We start from the raw sequence: 13,167 nt of genomic DNA on the forward strand, positions 1-13,167 counted from the left end.
GGCACGCCCTAACTTGATCGCTCCATGACGCGTAACGATGCATCGAGCCTCATTAGCCGCGCGCGATGCATTGGAAGCAGCACTACCGCATGGAGGGAATCGAGGCGACTGCGCCAGTACGACGGCGAAAATATGTCCGAACAGATTTTCCAGCTGCAGAATCTCTCGGTTCATTTCATGGTGAGTCATTTTTTGTTCCGAAACTGCTCTGTAGGCAGAAGGCGTCCTGTGGCGCGCCGGAGAGTGCAGTGCGGCGTCGGCCGCCTTCATTCCATAGCAATCGGTCGTTCGTCTCAGGTTAGTTGTACTGCCCTTCATGACGTCGTGGGTTGCCACCCGGTTCCACGTGCGGGCGAATGACTCGTGCACTAACCTAACGCCCTGTGAATCCGCATGAAGGCAAGTGGTACCTGTTGAAACCGCGTGCGGCACCGACGCGCCGCGCGGTGGCGTCAAATATGAAGCGTCCGTGGCCGGCACATGGCAGCTGCCATGCGAGGCAGTGCAACGTGAAGGGCGCTCCCGGAACGCGCTCATCCGACACATGCCGCCATGTGGTCGCAGCCATCATGTCTGCGACGCTGCCGACGATTGACGATTCGCGCGACGATGGGAATCGGCGCTCGCAGGTTCGACGTAGTCGCGGCGAACTCCACCAGGCGTTACCGGTGCTGCGCAACGATCATGCCAGTGCTCGAAGTGGTAAAGACCGTCAACTCGCAGTGCCGCCGGTCCACCGGAAAATCGGGCGATGCCGGTCTGAAAAACGTACGGAACGCCTCCCGACAGTTGCGATCGATCGCGATGGACAGTATGCGCCCGCACTCCACCGCAGAAAACCACAGGCCACATCTCGCGCTCGGTCCAGAAATTGCTGGTCCGTGGGACCATGTAGAGAAGAGAAGACAGGGCGAGCTAGGGCGCGTGTGAGGATGCGTTCTGAGCGCACACATGCTTGGCACTGCCACCTTCTATCCGCCATCAGTACAGCCGGCTCAACGCGGCAGTGCTTTTTCATCGGTCCGTCATGTCCGTGTGCGCACGGACAGAACAACAAAACGGAGTGCAAAATGATCGGCATTATTATTCCGGCCCACAACGAGGGCTGCTGCATCGGGGAGTGCGTTAGCGCCGCGATGCTGGCGGGGCGCCACACGGAGCTCGGCGGCGAGGACGTGCAGGTGACGGTGGTGCTGGACACGTGCATGGACGATACGGGCCAGATTGCCGCGTCACTGGGTGCGCAGATCATCGAGGTCGTGGGCCGCAATATCGGCATGGCCCGTGCGACGGGCGCGCGCGCTGCGCTAGAAAGCGGTGCGCGGTGGCTCGCCTTCACGGATGCCGACTCTGTGGTTCCTGCGGACTGGCTTGTCCAGCAGTTGCGCTGCAGCGCGGACGCGGTATGCGGCATAATCGGCGTTCATGACTGGTCAGGGCACTGCGACGCGGTGCGGGAAGACTTTCTCAGGACATACTGCGACGCTGACGGCCACCATCATATTCATGGTGCGAATCTCGGTGTCTCCGCGACGGCATACCTTAGAGCGGGCGGATTCCCGTTGCTTGAATCTAACGAAGATGTCGCCTTCGTCCAGGCGCTGATTGGCACCGGCGCCACTATCGCGTGGACCGCATCGACGCGTGTCGTGACAAGCGCACGGATGGACTGCCGGGCTCGCCGGGGATTTGGTGCAACGTTGCGGGGGGTCAGCAGACGATTGGCGCCACTGGGCTGGCCCCGCGCCGCATTGCTCGATGAATTCGAGCCAGAGTGAACAAGGAAGGTTGTGCACGGGGCACGGATAGTTCGCCACGCGCGCAGGGTCAATTTCATGACGGACTGACGCAGTACGCGAAGGTGTCTGCTCGAACCTCGAAGCTCGCACTTCGCGTTGATCGTTGAGATCTCGGGAGAACAATGATGCTCAGGAGACAGTTCATTTTGACCGCGAGCGCGGCGCTCGCAACGGGCGGCTTCGGTCTGGCTGGCTGCACGACTACGCCCCCGAAATCCGGATCGGACACGTCGGAAAATGCCGATAAGCGCCGGTCCATCAATGCCGGTGTCGATACAACGCTCGCGCGACTGTACACCGCTGCCAGCGGTTCGCGCGAACTCGTCGCGAAAGCGCGCGGTGTGCTGGTGTTCCCGTCGGTCATCCAGGCCGGTTTCTGGATCGGCGGGCAGTACGGCGAAGGCGCGCTGCGCGTGGGTGGCCAGACGGCCGGCTACTACAGCACGGCGGGCGGCTCGTTCGGTCTGCAGATCGGCGCGCAGTCCAAGGCGATCATTTTCCTGTTCATGACGCAGGATGCGCTCGACCGCTTCCGCAACAGCGATGGCTGGGCCGTCGGCGCCGACGCGACGGTCGCCGTGGTGAAGGTCGGGGCGAACGGCAATATCGATACGTCAACCGCGACTGCCCCGATACAGGCCTTCGTGCTGACCAATGCGGGCCTGATGGCCGGCGTGTCGCTGGAAGGCACCAAGGTCACGCGGCTCAGGATCTGACACGCTGGGCCCTGGCGGTCCAGGCGACGCGTATCTGAATTCGGGCAATGCTTTCAGCGAGTCCCGGAGGGTGCCCGGCAAACGCATCTGTTTATCGACGACGTGCAGACTGTCAAATGGCACCGTGACCTGGTGGGTGCCGGGAGCGGGAATACCACCGACGGACAGAAAGGCGTAGGTCACGCGATCTTTGGGGCTCACGACCAGATCGTCGATCGTTCCGATCGTGTCCGTGCGCTCGTTGTAGACGGTCGAGCCGATGACCCTGGAGGCCCTGTATCCGGACGTCAGCTGAACGACATCGCCCCGGGTCGTGTTGATCGATTGCACCGTCCCCTGGGCCCGCAGGGTGTCAGTGACAAAAGCGTTGGCGAGCATCAGCGCGCACGTAACGATCGCGAACTTCGTAGCGACCTCGCTACGTGTCAGTCAACGAAGGCGCGAATGGGGCCGCCAGGCGCGATCGTGCCGTTCGCGGCGACAGCCATGCTGCTCACTGCACGCGCTCCTGCCACTCTCAGTTTGCGCCTCATTGTGGCGAGCCGACAGTCGTCATGCGCGGAGCGTGCCGGTTGTATCACGCAATTTAATTTCGTACTCCCCAATGCACTCACTTTATCGGTCCGGCGGGGACGGAGACGGCGACATGGCGCAGCGGCAACGGCGCGGCCAGGCACGCCGTTTGCGCAAATTGTTGAGCCTGCCCGGTAGGGGCGGTAACCCATCCATGGATCAGTTTTGCACTGGAGGTCGGCCATGAACAAGGATCAGGTTAAGGGGACGGCGGAGAAGGTCAAGGGCAAGGTGAATGAGGCGGTTGGACACGCAACGGGCAATACGAAACAGGAAGTCAAGGGCGATGTCCAGCAGGCGGCGGGCGAAGCACGGAAGAAGGCGGGCGATGTCAAGGAAGCCGTCAAGGATACGCCCCGGAAGCCCGTCTGAAAAGAGGGTCCTCAGACAGGTCAGGACCGCGCTCAGGACGGCGTTCTGATCTGTCGATGCGCGGGCCAACGTACGGTTTCGCTGGCCCGTTCCGTTTCTCCTGTCGCGTCCTTATACGCGCACGGTCTGCGCGAAGTACCTGAACGGAGTTGCCAGATGCGTATCGCGCAGATTGCGCCGTTGCATGAAGCGGTGCCGCCGAAGCTCTACGGCGGCACGGAACGCGTGGTGTCGTACCTCACCGAGGCACTGGTCGGGCTGGGGCACGACGTCACCCTGTTCGCAAGCGGTGACTCACGGACAGGCGCGCATCTCGAAGCCGCCTGGCCGCACGCCCTGCGGCTCGATCCTGGAATCTCCGATACGTTTGCCCCGCACCTGTTGCTGCTCGAGAAGGTGCGGCGCGTCGCCCATACGTTTGACGTCCTGCATTTCCATCTGAGCTATTTGCCGTTCCCGACGTTTTCGCAGCTCGTCGTGCCGTTCGTGACCACGCTGCACGGGCGTCTCGATCTGCCGGAGCTGCAGCCGGTGTTCGATATGTTCCCGCAGGCGCCCGTCGTGTCGATTTCAGATTCGCAGCGGGTGCCGTTGCCGCACGCGAACTGGCTCGACACCGTCTATCACGGTCTGCCGGAGAAGCTGCTGACCCCGCAGTTGTCGACACAACCGGCCTACCTGGCTTTCCTCGGCCGGATCTGTGCTGAAAAACGTGTCGACCTGGCCATCGATATCGCCGCCCGCGCCGGTCTGCCGCTGAAGATTGCGGCGAAGGTGGACAGGGCCGACGAAGCGTACTTCCGGGGCGTGATCCAGCCGCTGCTGTCGCAGCCGCATGTCGAATTCGTCGGCGAGATCGATGACGCGCAGAAATCCGGATTCCTCTCAGGCGCCCGCGCGCTGCTGTTCCCGATCGACTGGTCGGAGCCGTTTGGCCTGGTGATGATTGAGGCAATGGCATGTGGCACGCCCGTCATTGCGTTCAATCGCGGCTCGGTACCGGAAGTGATTTCACACGGTGTGACAGGCTATATCGTCGATGATGTGACAGGAGCGGTCGATGCCGTGACACGCCTCGACATGCTGTCCCGAACGGAAATCCGTGCGGCCTTCGTGCACCGCTTCACCGCCAGGGCCATGGCACAGCATTACATGAGCATCTATACAGCGCTCGTCCAGACAGCAGGATCGCCGGCATTACGTCAGGCCGTCGTCGGGTGACCGGACGGGGAATGCCATCGCCCCGGACCGTTACTGGTCCGGCCGTGCCGCGCCTGCCGTCAGTAGATCGGAAACACGAAGTCCGGCGTCGGCGTAAAACGGATGCCGGAATCCGGACAGATGACGCGCCCCCTGACGGCGACCCGCTGCCCCAGATAAGGCAGCAGAAGCAAAGGGTCCGGTACGCCAGCCTTGCCGAGCACGATGTCGGTCACGACCCTGTCGTTGCAGGGAGAGGTTGACGGACGGTCCAGCCGGAGTGACGTATAGTCGCCCGGCACGTCTTGTCCGCTGCCCCGCTGGATCGTGCCAGTGATCCAGATGTCCTGTTGCAACGGCAACGTTTTCAGGGGCGGCTCGGCGGCCACCGCCGCAGCAGTTGAGCCGGCGGCCAGCACGGCCGACGCGAGCATTGTCTGCAAGCGTTTTTTCATGATGCGGCTCCCATCTGGCTTGTGCAGTCCCGGGCATCCCGGAGCTGGCTGGTCTGGTTCAGAGTCGGTTCACACCGCACCCTTCACAGCACAACTATTAGCCAGCCTTCACGCCGAGCATACGAAAGCCCGAAGAGTGCTCGCTCGGGTGTGCCCTATGACCCGCCTCGGGGCGGCTGCCGCCGCGAAGCAATGCCATCACCCTACGGTCACTGGATTGGCGGCACAACGCCCAGCTTCTCGGCCAGCATGCGCTCGTACACGCCGAAGTGCAGATTGACTTCATCCTGACTGACAGTCGTCACGGTGATGTTCACCTGCTCCGGCAGCAGGCCGAGCACAACCGCGATGGCCGCCTCCAGGTGCGGTGCACAGACGCTGTCTTCCATCAGGGTCGTGCCGACGGCGATATCGTAGGTCTGTTCCTGCTGGAAGACGATCTCGACCAGCCGCGCGCGGGCGCTCATGTTGTTGTCGATCGCGAGGCATACGACCTCCGTCACGCTACGCATCAATTCCGTCGGAAAGCCTCTGGTCGAGCGCAGCCGGACGCGGTGTCTGCCAAGCGTGAGCCAGTCCGAATCGAATTCCATGGTGTCCTCCGGTTCCCGGTGCAATGCACCGCGATAATAGGAGTTGGCAGGCGATTTTCAAGACCGGAATTTCACCACCACCACTTGAATTTTTCACTGTAGCGCCTATCCTGGAATTCGCTCAGGCAGACGCGCCGGTGGTATCAGGCGCGCTGCGTGTTTCGATCTGTTTGCCAGCAGCTGGCAGGCGGGCTGGAGCGCGTAGGCCCGTTCGCCTCCATGCTGCGTTCAGGAGGATACGACCATGAGTGATCTCTATTCCGGAACCGACCTGTTCAGTGAGTTCGACCGTCTGCAGCGCCAGATGGTGAGCCTGTTCGGCGGCTTTCCTTCCAGCATCCGTTCCGGTCGCTTCGGCGCCTTTCCTCAGATCAACATTGGCGCGACCGACGGCTCGATCGAGATCGTCGCGTTCGCGCCGGGCGTCGATGCCGCCGCGCTCGACGTGTCGATCGACAAGGGGCTGCTGACGATTGCCGGCGAGCGCAAGCCGGCGCGGCAGGATGCCAGTGGTGACACCCGCGATGACCAGGCCTGCGACGACATCCGCACCTATGCGCAGGAGCGCTTCACAGGCGCGTTCCGGCGCGTGATCGAACTGCCGCAGAACGCGGACCCCGACAAGGTGCAGGCGCGCTATACCAACGGCTGCCTGTCGATCACCGTCGGCAAGCGCGAAGCGTCCAAGCCGCGGGCCATCGCCGTCCAGTAACGCCAGTCATTCAAGGAGCAAGCCATGAACGACAGAACACAGGTTGCTGAACGCGACCAGAAAGCCGTAGCACGACGCGAGGGCGACCAGCCGGCACGGCGGATGACACTCACACCGGCCGTCGACGTGTTCGAGGATAGCCAGGGCATTACGCTGTGGGCGGACCTGCCAGGCGTCACAAAGGACAAACTCGACGTGAAGGTGCACGACGGCAATCTCTATATCGAGGCCGAAGCGGTCGTGCCGACGCCCGCCGGTCTGCGGCTGCAGCACGCCGAGATCCGTGAACCGCATTTCGCCCGCGCGTTCTCGCTGAGCCCGGACTTCGACACATCGAAGATCGATGCGAACCTGCAGGACGGCGTGCTGAAACTGGCGATTCCGCGTCGCGACGAAGCACGGCCGCGACGGATCGAGGTACAGACGAACTGAGCCCGCAAGACCCGCAACGACGACAGGAGAAAAGCCGATGGCGACCACGAGGTCGCCACCGCCCGGCTCGTGGGGGCGCGAATACACGATCAGCACCTGGGCTGTGACGCTGCGCCGGTTCGCAGGCGGACCAGGCGTCGCCGATGGATATCTGGCGCCGATCAGCATCAGGTGTGATGCACAGCTGTTGGCCGACCGGTATCTGCCGCGTCAGGGCCAGCGGGAGCCGGTCGCCGCAAAGGCTTAGCGCGACGCCCCGCCGCACGCCGTCAGGCTGACTGCGAGCAGTGCATTCGCGAGCGCAGAACGCGTGGCGACGGTGACCGCCGGGTGGCAGTCCAGGGACGTCAGCAGAAACGTGGCAGTGTGAGCGCAATGATGGACATCTGGCTCTCCTGTCAGACCATCGAGGAGCATACGATGAACACCGACCTGAAAAAGTGGAACCCTTTCAAATTTCTCCGCGGTGCAGGACGCAAGCCGGAGGCGGACAGTGCGCAAAGCCCGCCCGACAGCGAACCGTCACGTGTTCCGTGGCCTGACATTTCGCGACTTTTCCCCCGTGATCCGTGGCGTGCGATGGAGAATTTCTTTCACGATCCGTTCTCGGCGCGCGGCGCGCTTGAACGATGGTTTGGCGACTTCAGTTCATCGCGTTTCCAGCCGCGCATCGACGTGGTTGACGAGGGGAAGATACTGCGCGTGACCGTCGAACTGCCAGGCATGGAGCGGGAGGATCTGACCGTTACCGTCGAGGACGGAGCGCTGGTGTTGCGCGGCGAAAAAAAACAGGATGTGCACAGTGAGGAGGACGGCTGCTATCGGCTTGAGCGCGCATATGGAGCCTTCACGCGTACGATCCCGATGCCGGAAAATGCCGATCCGGACCACGCTCTCGCGAAGTTTGACAAGGGCGTGCTGACGTTGACGGTGCCGAAACAGGAGCAGCAGCGAACCGCGAGCCGCACGATCGATATTGGCTAGCCTTGGGCGGCGACGTGGCGCTTGCGGGGTGACTGGATCGGAGTAGCCCGGGTCGTTAGCTCAGCTGGTAGAGCAGCGGACTTTTAATCCGTTGGTCACTGGTTCGAATCCAGTACGGCCCACCTCCCGATGCGGCGGACTCGAGCAGTCACTTGCCCGAGGAATTGACACATCCATATTGCGTAGGCGCGCCGACGATCCGATGTGCCGGCGTGGGACGGGGCAGAGATGCAGCGATGAGCTACTTCCGCGGCGTTATGAGGCGCCCCCGGGATGGACCGTGGTTTGCCCGCTGGGCGAATCAAACCGTCCGAATGTTCCAGTTGCGCTGCGTCGTATCCATGGTTGCGGTGCGCATGCTTGAACATGTCGCTGTTGTCCGTTTCTTGTTCGAACTGGTTTTCCCGATCGCTGCTCGTCAGTGATGCGTGGCGCAGGTTGTCGCGCACGGTATGTCGATCGGCGCCGCCGTCGGCCTGTGGGTCAACGCGATTGCCGGGGCCAACCGTCCGGAGCCGGGTTCATGGGTCGTGCTTCGCCGGACCGGGCTCCGCGGCAGGCGGCGTCTCCCAGTTCATGCGGTGGCGTTTCACCGTTTCGCGATGGCGTTTGTCCTCTTCCTCGTGCAAGTAAAGGCTCGTGGTGTTCAGCGACACGTGACCGAGATTGTCGCGCACCGTGCGCAGGTCGACGCCGCCGTCGGCCTGGTGCGAGCCCGAGGTGTGACGCAGCCAGTGCGCCGACGCCCGGTCCAGTTCATCGGCGCGATCGGTGAACTCAGGTCCGCGGGCGCGTAACCAGTCCGCCGCGTGACCGAACACGCTTTTGATCGCGTCGTGCACGGCTGAGCGCGACATGCAGCGGCTTTTTCCCCGGAACGGGATGACCAGCGGCGTGTCGTCGGTGCGAGCCGGAAGCGGCGGGAGACCGTTCGCCTTCCGGTAGCGGGCCAGCTCGGCGATCAGTTCGGGCGACGCGGGGACGATCCGTTCCCGGTCACCCTTGCCGAGGATGTCGAGCCACCACTGCTCGCGCCCGTCCGCACCGAGCCGCCGCGAGAAGTCGCCCATCTTGCCGGCGGCGACCTCGGAGAGGCGCATGCCCTGCAGGTAGAAGAGGGTAGTGAGCCACCGGCAGCGGGCGGCGTACGCCTGCTGCACCGCGGTGTCCTGCGGCAACTGCCCGACGAAGGCCTTGACCTCATCCCACAGCGACATCGACAGGTAGCGCGTGACACGCGGCGCCGTATGTTTTCCCCGCTGGCGCAGTAACGCCATCGGGTTGCCGCGCAGGTAACTGGCGTCGACCATCCAGGTGAACATGCCGTTCAGGATGATCAGCGACTGTCGCTGGCTGGCCGGTGACAGCGGTCCGTTGAACGGCCGCCAGCGTGCGTTGCCGCGCGGGTATTTGCCGCCGCTGGCCGACACCCAGCGGTTTTCAGGTTGCGGATTGGCGAGAAATACCTTGAACAGCAGCAGATCCTCGTGCGTGAGCGACGACAGCGGCTTGCCGAGCTGTACGACGGCCCACAGTAGCAGCCGTTCGGCTTCCTTGCGGTAATTGTCGAAAGTCGTCTTCGTGTCGGTGTAGTTGGCAAGCCACGCGCGCACCGCGTCCAGGTCATTGCTGGCCGACAGCTGGGAATGGGCGGTGTCGCCCCGGTTGGTGCCGTGGCGACCATCGAGGCGTTCCGGAATGACGAGGGATTCGACCGTCTGGATGGACGCGATTTGGGTGTTTGACACGGTCCGGGCGGCTCCGACAGGTGTGACACGTTCTCGGTCGGCGCTCCCGACCACATACACGACATTATAGGCCTAATGTCGTGTAATCCGCCATGTGCGTTGTATATATGGCGTTTTACGTTGTATTATTAATGCCACCCAACGAAGTTTCCCGTCCATGCCTGACGCCCTGCCCGCTGTCCAGCCTGACGAGGCCCGCCTCGCCGCCGAAATCGACAGTCTGAAGGTGGAATTCCCGAGGACGCGCGAGTTGTACCGCGAAGTCTGTGCGCTGCTGTTTTTCCGCTTCGGCCAGACGCCGACCGCAAACCGGCTGTACCAGCTGGTCCGGCGTGGCAGCATGGGCACGCCCGCTGCCGTGCTTGGCGAGTTCTGGGCCGAGCTGCGGGAAAAAAGCCGGCTGCGCATCGAGCATCCCGACCTGCCTGCCGATCTCGGTGCCGCCGCCGGCGAACTGGTGGCCATCCTCTGGACCCGCGCCACCGCGTCAGCGGAGGCCGCGCTTGACGCGCTGCGCGACGAGGTCGAGGCGCAGCGTGTCGAGGCGCAGCAGGCGGTCGTCGCCGCGCGGGACGAGCTGGGTCGCACCGAGACCGCGCTCGAGCAGCGCACCGCGGCGCTGCTGGCCGCGCAGGTCGAGATACGGGATCTCGACAGGGCACACGCCGAAGGCCACGCACAGCGACAGGCGCTGGGGGCAGAACTGGCGCGGGTCCAGGCGGCACTGGCCGCGCGCGAGCGCGAACTGGTGGAGGCAAGGGAAAGGTTTTCGGGTGAACTTGAAAAGCTGCGCGCCAGTGCCGATCTGGCAGAAGATCGACTACGGGCAGCCGAGAAACGTGCGCTGCTCGAGATCGAGCGTGAACGGGTTGCCAGCGCGCGCCTCCAGAAAGAACTGGTGGCCACCACGCGAAAGGGCGAGCAGGGCGAGACGCGGCATCGCAGCGAACTGCAGGCCGTGCAGGCACAGCTCGCGAATGCACGGCACCAGGCCGGCGTCCTTGAGGGCAGCCTGGTGGCTGTGCGCGACGCCAGCGCCGGCTACGCGCAAGAGCTCGGGATGCTGCGACAGCAGATGACGGGGGCGGTCGCTCCGCGCAGCTCAGGTCGCAAGGGTGTGTCTGTCACGGTACCCGCCCGCAAGCAGCCCCGTGCGACCCGCAAGGCGGCATCGGCGAAGAAGCCCGGATAAGCGCATGAACCCGACCGCCCGGAAAGGGAAGAAGGCCGTCTGCCCACCGATCGGCGCGCTGATGCGGTATCGCGATCGCATCGTGCGCGTGATCGCTGAAGCGAGCGGTCAACGCGCGGTGATCGAATCGGTCGACGTCAATGGCCGGTCGTTCCGCAGCGTGGTGAAATGGGCTAATCTGGCCGGTCTGAACGATCAACTCCTCTGACGCTGACCACCATGCAGCTCGACATCTTCGCCGACAGCCGCGACGTCATGCTTCGCAACGATGTGCTCGACGCCCTCCACCGGCGCGATGCGGTCTCTGCCCGGCAGGCCTGGCAGAGACTCGCAGGCGAATTCCCCGATGACGACACCCTGGGCGGGTTGGCGACATTGATCGATGTGCTCGGAAACGATGTCCCCGCGCCGCTCGTCGATCATCCGGCGCTGGCGGCCGCCTGTGGTCGCCTCAATGATGAGGTTGAACCAGCGGCGCGGCGGTTACTGGGCGACGCACCCGGACGGGCGTGGATGGCGTCATGCTGGCGGACGCTCGCGCAGCAGGCCGCGGCCCTGCCGTTTCGCGCTGAGGTCAGTGACCTTCACGCGGCGCCGCTATGGCTGCGCGCGGGCGACTGGGGTGAGGCAAGACGGGCCGTCGAGCGGATCGAGTCGTGGCGCCGGATCCCGGCGCCGCTGACGTGGATGGCCGAGGTGCGGCATCGCGCGGATGGCCTGGAATCCGCGTTGCCATTACTCACTGAACTGGCGTGGCTGTCACCTGGCCGGCTGGCGGGTCTGTTGCACCGGCTCGCCGACGCGTCAATCGACACGTTGCGCAGGAAGTTCGACGCGAATTTCGAGGGTGCAGGCCAGACAGCCGACCTCGCGTGGTTTCCCGCGTGGGTGCTGATCGAAAAGCCAGGACTGGCGCCGCTGCTGCGTGACGCGCAGCCGTCGCGCCAGACGGCGCCGGAGCGGGCGACGCGGCTGTTGCTGCAGATCCTGAGCCTCGAGCGGCAGGGCAACCAGCATGAGCTGGTTGAGCGCCGCAAGGCGCTGCGCGATCTGCATGCCGGCCTGTACGCCGCTTATATGAAGACGCGCTGACACGGCATGCCTGAAGATGATGACCCGGCCAACCGCTCACAGGTGGACTTTCCCGGCACGGTTCCAGCGCGGCGCGTCTGGCCGGAAATCTGCGCTGCCGATCCAGCGTCTCAAGGAAGTCGTCGCGGAAATCCGGCAGATCGCCCGAAAGGAGCTTGTTGTCGCGGCCGATGGCGCCGTGTCCTTGCTCGAGAAGCTTTCACCCGCGCTCAAGCGGGTCGACAGTTCGTTCGGTACACCCGGCACAGCCGTGAACCGTGCAGTCGACGCACCGGTACCAGTCATCGCCGGAGTCGATGCGCCAGCCGTCATGCGGGAACGCTGGCTAGAGCGTCTGTTCGATGCGCTGCAGAATAATCAGACGCCGTGCATCGACCGTCTCGGTGAGCGTTGGAGCGAACTGCGTGTAACGCCCGCGATGCCTCCGCATGGGCTCAATTGGCACGGTTAAGCGCAACGCGACGGCAGGCGGCATTTTTACGATGAACAGAAGTCAGTACAGGATTGACATCATGGAAGCGTACAACCCGGAGCGCGGGCCCGAGCCTGAATCATGGCTTGAACTCGACGAACAGGAGCGGATTTTTCTCATTGAAACCTGGCATCGCGTTGCCCGGATCAAGCTTCCCAATGTCACGGCACATGCCGCGCTGCATGTGATCGTCGAAAACCAGATTGCCCTGGACCTTGAGCCCGTGGTCCGGGCGATGGATCGCCTCAGGAAACAGGGACTCACGCGACACGATGCTATCCACGCGATCGGCTCAGTTGTCGCAGAGAATCTGTTTGGCATTTTGAAGGCGGATCAGAACGACGATGCTGCTGCTTCGCAGGCGCGTTACTACGCGGCGGTGGAGCGCCTGACTGCAGCGAGCTGGCGCAGAGGTGAACCCTGATGCGGACACCACCGAAACTTCAGCCCTGGTTTGAAGCGAGGCAGCGTTTCAGGTTGAGTCATGCTCATATCCAGATGGCGCGCGAACTGGGATTGAATCCCCGAAAATTCGGATCACTGGCTAACGACCAGCAGGAGCCGTGGAAGCGTCCTCTCGCCGAATTTATCGCGCACTGTTATAGCAAGCGCTTTGGTCGTTCGACCCCCGAAAACGTGCAATCGCTGGAAGAAGTCGTGAAGCGTGCGGAACAGCGACGCAGCGAGCGGCGGGAGAGAAAAGCCAACAAAGCGGTTCTGCCAGCAGGGCCTCAACGTACCGATAGCGGATCAAACGGAAAGCTGCCTGACCTGCACGAACATGGCAGTGAATAGGTTCGAAGGGAATGGGCACGACAACCGTCTGG

18 protein-coding genes and 1 tRNA gene are annotated in these 13,167 nt (G+C 63.5%); 15 read left to right on the forward strand and 4 right to left on the reverse strand.

Annotation, left to right across the window (positions count from 1 at the left end):
- Window positions 1-1,070 precede the first annotated feature (1,070 nt).
- Together M0D64_RS33980 and M0D64_RS33985 are read left to right on the forward strand one after the other, a co-directional pair.
- Entirely contained in the window at window positions 1,071-1,778 is a 708-nt protein-coding gene (locus tag M0D64_RS33980; RefSeq protein WP_266261022.1) for a glycosyltransferase family 2 protein, read from the forward strand.
- Window positions 1,779-1,924: 146 nt separating this feature from the next.
- Window positions 1,925-2,515: a YSC84-related protein gene (locus tag M0D64_RS33985; RefSeq protein ID WP_266261078.1), complete on the forward strand. Its 591-nt coding sequence runs from the start codon at window positions 1,925-1,927 to the stop codon at window positions 2,513-2,515.
- On the opposite strand, the gene M0D64_RS33990 is transcribed toward M0D64_RS33985, so the two are convergent.
- The gene (locus tag M0D64_RS33990; RefSeq protein WP_266261023.1) at window positions 2,414-2,893 is read right to left on the reverse strand and encodes a PRC-barrel domain-containing protein; all 480 of its coding nucleotides are present in this window, start codon (window positions 2,891-2,893) and stop codon (window positions 2,414-2,416) included. The two genes, M0D64_RS33985 and M0D64_RS33990, sit on opposite strands and share 102 nt — an antisense overlap.
- Before the next feature lie 378 nt (window positions 2,894-3,271).
- Here M0D64_RS33990 and M0D64_RS33995 point away from each other — a divergent pair, with 378 nt between their 5' ends.
- Both M0D64_RS33995 and M0D64_RS34000 read left to right on the forward strand, forming a co-directional pair.
- Window positions 3,272-3,460, forward strand: coding sequence for a CsbD family protein (locus M0D64_RS33995; RefSeq protein WP_097389074.1), 189 nt, complete (start codon window positions 3,272-3,274; stop codon window positions 3,458-3,460).
- Window positions 3,461-3,616: 156 nt separating this feature from the next.
- Window positions 3,617-4,681, forward strand: coding sequence for a glycosyltransferase family 4 protein (locus tag M0D64_RS34000; protein ID WP_266261024.1), 1,065 nt, complete (start codon window positions 3,617-3,619; stop codon window positions 4,679-4,681).
- 59 nt (window positions 4,682-4,740) lie between these two features.
- On the opposite strand, the gene M0D64_RS34005 is transcribed toward M0D64_RS34000, so the two are convergent.
- Together M0D64_RS34005 and M0D64_RS34010 are read right to left on the reverse strand one after the other, a co-directional pair.
- A complete protein-coding gene (locus M0D64_RS34005; protein ID WP_266261025.1) occupies window positions 4,741-5,115 on the reverse strand; it encodes a hypothetical protein in 375 nt (124 codons plus the stop codon).
- 209 nt (window positions 5,116-5,324) lie between these two features.
- Window positions 5,325-5,708 carry a hypothetical protein gene (locus M0D64_RS34010; protein ID WP_266261026.1) on the reverse strand — a complete coding sequence of 128 codons (384 nt, stop codon included), beginning with the start codon at window positions 5,706-5,708 and terminating at the stop codon, window positions 5,325-5,327.
- Window positions 5,709-5,952: 244 nt separating this feature from the next.
- Between M0D64_RS34010 and M0D64_RS34015 the strand changes: the two genes are divergently transcribed.
- From M0D64_RS34015 to M0D64_RS34035, 5 genes are all read left to right on the forward strand, one after another.
- Window positions 5,953-6,420 carry an Hsp20/alpha crystallin family protein gene (locus M0D64_RS34015; protein ID WP_266261027.1) on the forward strand — a complete coding sequence of 156 codons (468 nt, stop codon included), beginning with the start codon at window positions 5,953-5,955 and terminating at the stop codon, window positions 6,418-6,420.
- A gap of 24 nt (window positions 6,421-6,444) precedes the next feature.
- On the forward strand, window positions 6,445-6,852 hold the full coding sequence (locus M0D64_RS34020) for an Hsp20/alpha crystallin family protein (protein WP_266261028.1): 408 nt from the start codon (window positions 6,445-6,447) through the stop codon (window positions 6,850-6,852).
- 37 nt (window positions 6,853-6,889) lie between these two features.
- Window positions 6,890-7,099: a hypothetical protein gene (locus tag M0D64_RS34025; RefSeq protein WP_266261029.1), complete on the forward strand. Its 210-nt coding sequence runs from the start codon at window positions 6,890-6,892 to the stop codon at window positions 7,097-7,099.
- Between the two features lie 173 nt (window positions 7,100-7,272).
- On the forward strand, window positions 7,273-7,836 hold the full coding sequence (locus tag M0D64_RS34030) for an Hsp20/alpha crystallin family protein (RefSeq protein WP_266261030.1): 564 nt from the start codon (window positions 7,273-7,275) through the stop codon (window positions 7,834-7,836).
- A 49-nt stretch (window positions 7,837-7,885) separates the two neighbouring features.
- Window positions 7,886-7,958 (forward strand) — tRNA-Lys (locus tag M0D64_RS34035).
- Between the two features lie 399 nt (window positions 7,959-8,357).
- Here the strand turns inward: M0D64_RS34035 and M0D64_RS34040 are convergent.
- Entirely contained in the window at window positions 8,358-9,584 is a 1,227-nt protein-coding gene (locus tag M0D64_RS34040) for a tyrosine-type recombinase/integrase (RefSeq protein ID WP_266261031.1), read from the reverse strand.
- A gap of 157 nt (window positions 9,585-9,741) precedes the next feature.
- Between M0D64_RS34040 and M0D64_RS34045 the strand changes: the two genes are divergently transcribed.
- From M0D64_RS34045 to M0D64_RS34070, 6 genes are all read left to right on the forward strand, one after another.
- Window positions 9,742-10,776 (forward strand): DNA-binding protein, encoded by a 1,035-nt coding sequence (locus M0D64_RS34045; RefSeq protein ID WP_266261032.1) that lies wholly within the window; start codon window positions 9,742-9,744, stop codon window positions 10,774-10,776.
- Window positions 10,777-10,780: 4 nt separating this feature from the next.
- Window positions 10,781-10,984 carry a hypothetical protein gene (locus M0D64_RS34050; RefSeq protein WP_266261033.1) on the forward strand — a complete coding sequence of 68 codons (204 nt, stop codon included), beginning with the start codon at window positions 10,781-10,783 and terminating at the stop codon, window positions 10,982-10,984.
- A gap of 11 nt (window positions 10,985-10,995) precedes the next feature.
- Complete coding sequence (locus M0D64_RS34055; RefSeq protein ID WP_266261034.1) at window positions 10,996-11,868, forward strand: hypothetical protein; 873 nt, start codon at window positions 10,996-10,998, stop codon at window positions 11,866-11,868.
- A 16-nt stretch (window positions 11,869-11,884) separates the two neighbouring features.
- Complete coding sequence (locus M0D64_RS34060; RefSeq protein ID WP_266261035.1) at window positions 11,885-12,319, forward strand: hypothetical protein; 435 nt, start codon at window positions 11,885-11,887, stop codon at window positions 12,317-12,319.
- A gap of 61 nt (window positions 12,320-12,380) precedes the next feature.
- Entirely contained in the window at window positions 12,381-12,764 is a 384-nt protein-coding gene (locus tag M0D64_RS34065) for a hypothetical protein (protein ID WP_266261036.1), read from the forward strand.
- Window positions 12,764-13,135 (forward strand): hypothetical protein, encoded by a 372-nt coding sequence (locus M0D64_RS34070; protein WP_266261037.1) that lies wholly within the window; start codon window positions 12,764-12,766, stop codon window positions 13,133-13,135. Before M0D64_RS34065 ends, M0D64_RS34070 begins: the two co-directional genes overlap by 1 nt.
- The last annotated feature ends 32 nt before the right edge of the window (window positions 13,136-13,167 follow it).

Origin of the sequence: Paraburkholderia sp. WS6 (genome assembly GCF_030464835.1) — a bacterium.
GTDB lineage: Bacteria > Pseudomonadota > Gammaproteobacteria > Burkholderiales > Burkholderiaceae > Paraburkholderia > Paraburkholderia madseniana.

Excerpts from the sequence above, each read along its gene's own strand:
- M0D64_RS34030 (WP_266261030.1), top strand. The coding sequence starts at position 7,273 with ATGAACACCGACCTGAAAAAGTGGAACCCTTTCAAATTTCTCCGCGGT.
- M0D64_RS34055 (WP_266261034.1), top strand. The coding sequence starts at position 10,996 with ATGCAGCTCGACATCTTCGCCGACAGCCGCGACGTCATGCTTCGCAAC.
- M0D64_RS34045 (WP_266261032.1), top strand. The coding sequence starts at position 9,742 with ATGCCTGACGCCCTGCCCGCTGTCCAGCCTGACGAGGCCCGCCTCGCC.
- M0D64_RS33995 (WP_097389074.1), top strand. The coding sequence starts at position 3,272 with ATGAACAAGGATCAGGTTAAGGGGACGGCGGAGAAGGTCAAGGGCAAG.
- M0D64_RS34050 (WP_266261033.1), top strand. The coding sequence starts at position 10,781 with ATGAACCCGACCGCCCGGAAAGGGAAGAAGGCCGTCTGCCCACCGATC.
- M0D64_RS34000 (WP_266261024.1), top strand. The coding sequence starts at position 3,617 with ATGCGTATCGCGCAGATTGCGCCGTTGCATGAAGCGGTGCCGCCGAAG.
- M0D64_RS34065 (WP_266261036.1), top strand. The coding sequence starts at position 12,381 with ATGGAAGCGTACAACCCGGAGCGCGGGCCCGAGCCTGAATCATGGCTT.
- M0D64_RS33980 (WP_266261022.1), top strand. The coding sequence starts at position 1,071 with ATGATCGGCATTATTATTCCGGCCCACAACGAGGGCTGCTGCATCGGG.
- M0D64_RS33985 (WP_266261078.1), top strand. The coding sequence starts at position 1,925 with ATGCTCAGGAGACAGTTCATTTTGACCGCGAGCGCGGCGCTCGCAACG.
- M0D64_RS34020 (WP_266261028.1), top strand. The coding sequence starts at position 6,445 with ATGAACGACAGAACACAGGTTGCTGAACGCGACCAGAAAGCCGTAGCA.
- M0D64_RS34010 (WP_266261026.1), bottom strand. The coding sequence starts at position 5,708 with ATGGAATTCGATTCGGACTGGCTCACGCTTGGCAGACACCGCGTCCGG.
- M0D64_RS33990 (WP_266261023.1), bottom strand. The coding sequence starts at position 2,893 with ATGCTCGCCAACGCTTTTGTCACTGACACCCTGCGGGCCCAGGGGACG.
- M0D64_RS34060 (WP_266261035.1), top strand. The coding sequence starts at position 11,885 with ATGATGACCCGGCCAACCGCTCACAGGTGGACTTTCCCGGCACGGTTC.
- M0D64_RS34005 (WP_266261025.1), bottom strand. The coding sequence starts at position 5,115 with ATGAAAAAACGCTTGCAGACAATGCTCGCGTCGGCCGTGCTGGCCGCC.
- M0D64_RS34070 (WP_266261037.1), top strand. The coding sequence starts at position 12,764 with ATGCGGACACCACCGAAACTTCAGCCCTGGTTTGAAGCGAGGCAGCGT.
- M0D64_RS34015 (WP_266261027.1), top strand. The coding sequence starts at position 5,953 with ATGAGTGATCTCTATTCCGGAACCGACCTGTTCAGTGAGTTCGACCGT.
- M0D64_RS34025 (WP_266261029.1), top strand. The coding sequence starts at position 6,890 with ATGGCGACCACGAGGTCGCCACCGCCCGGCTCGTGGGGGCGCGAATAC.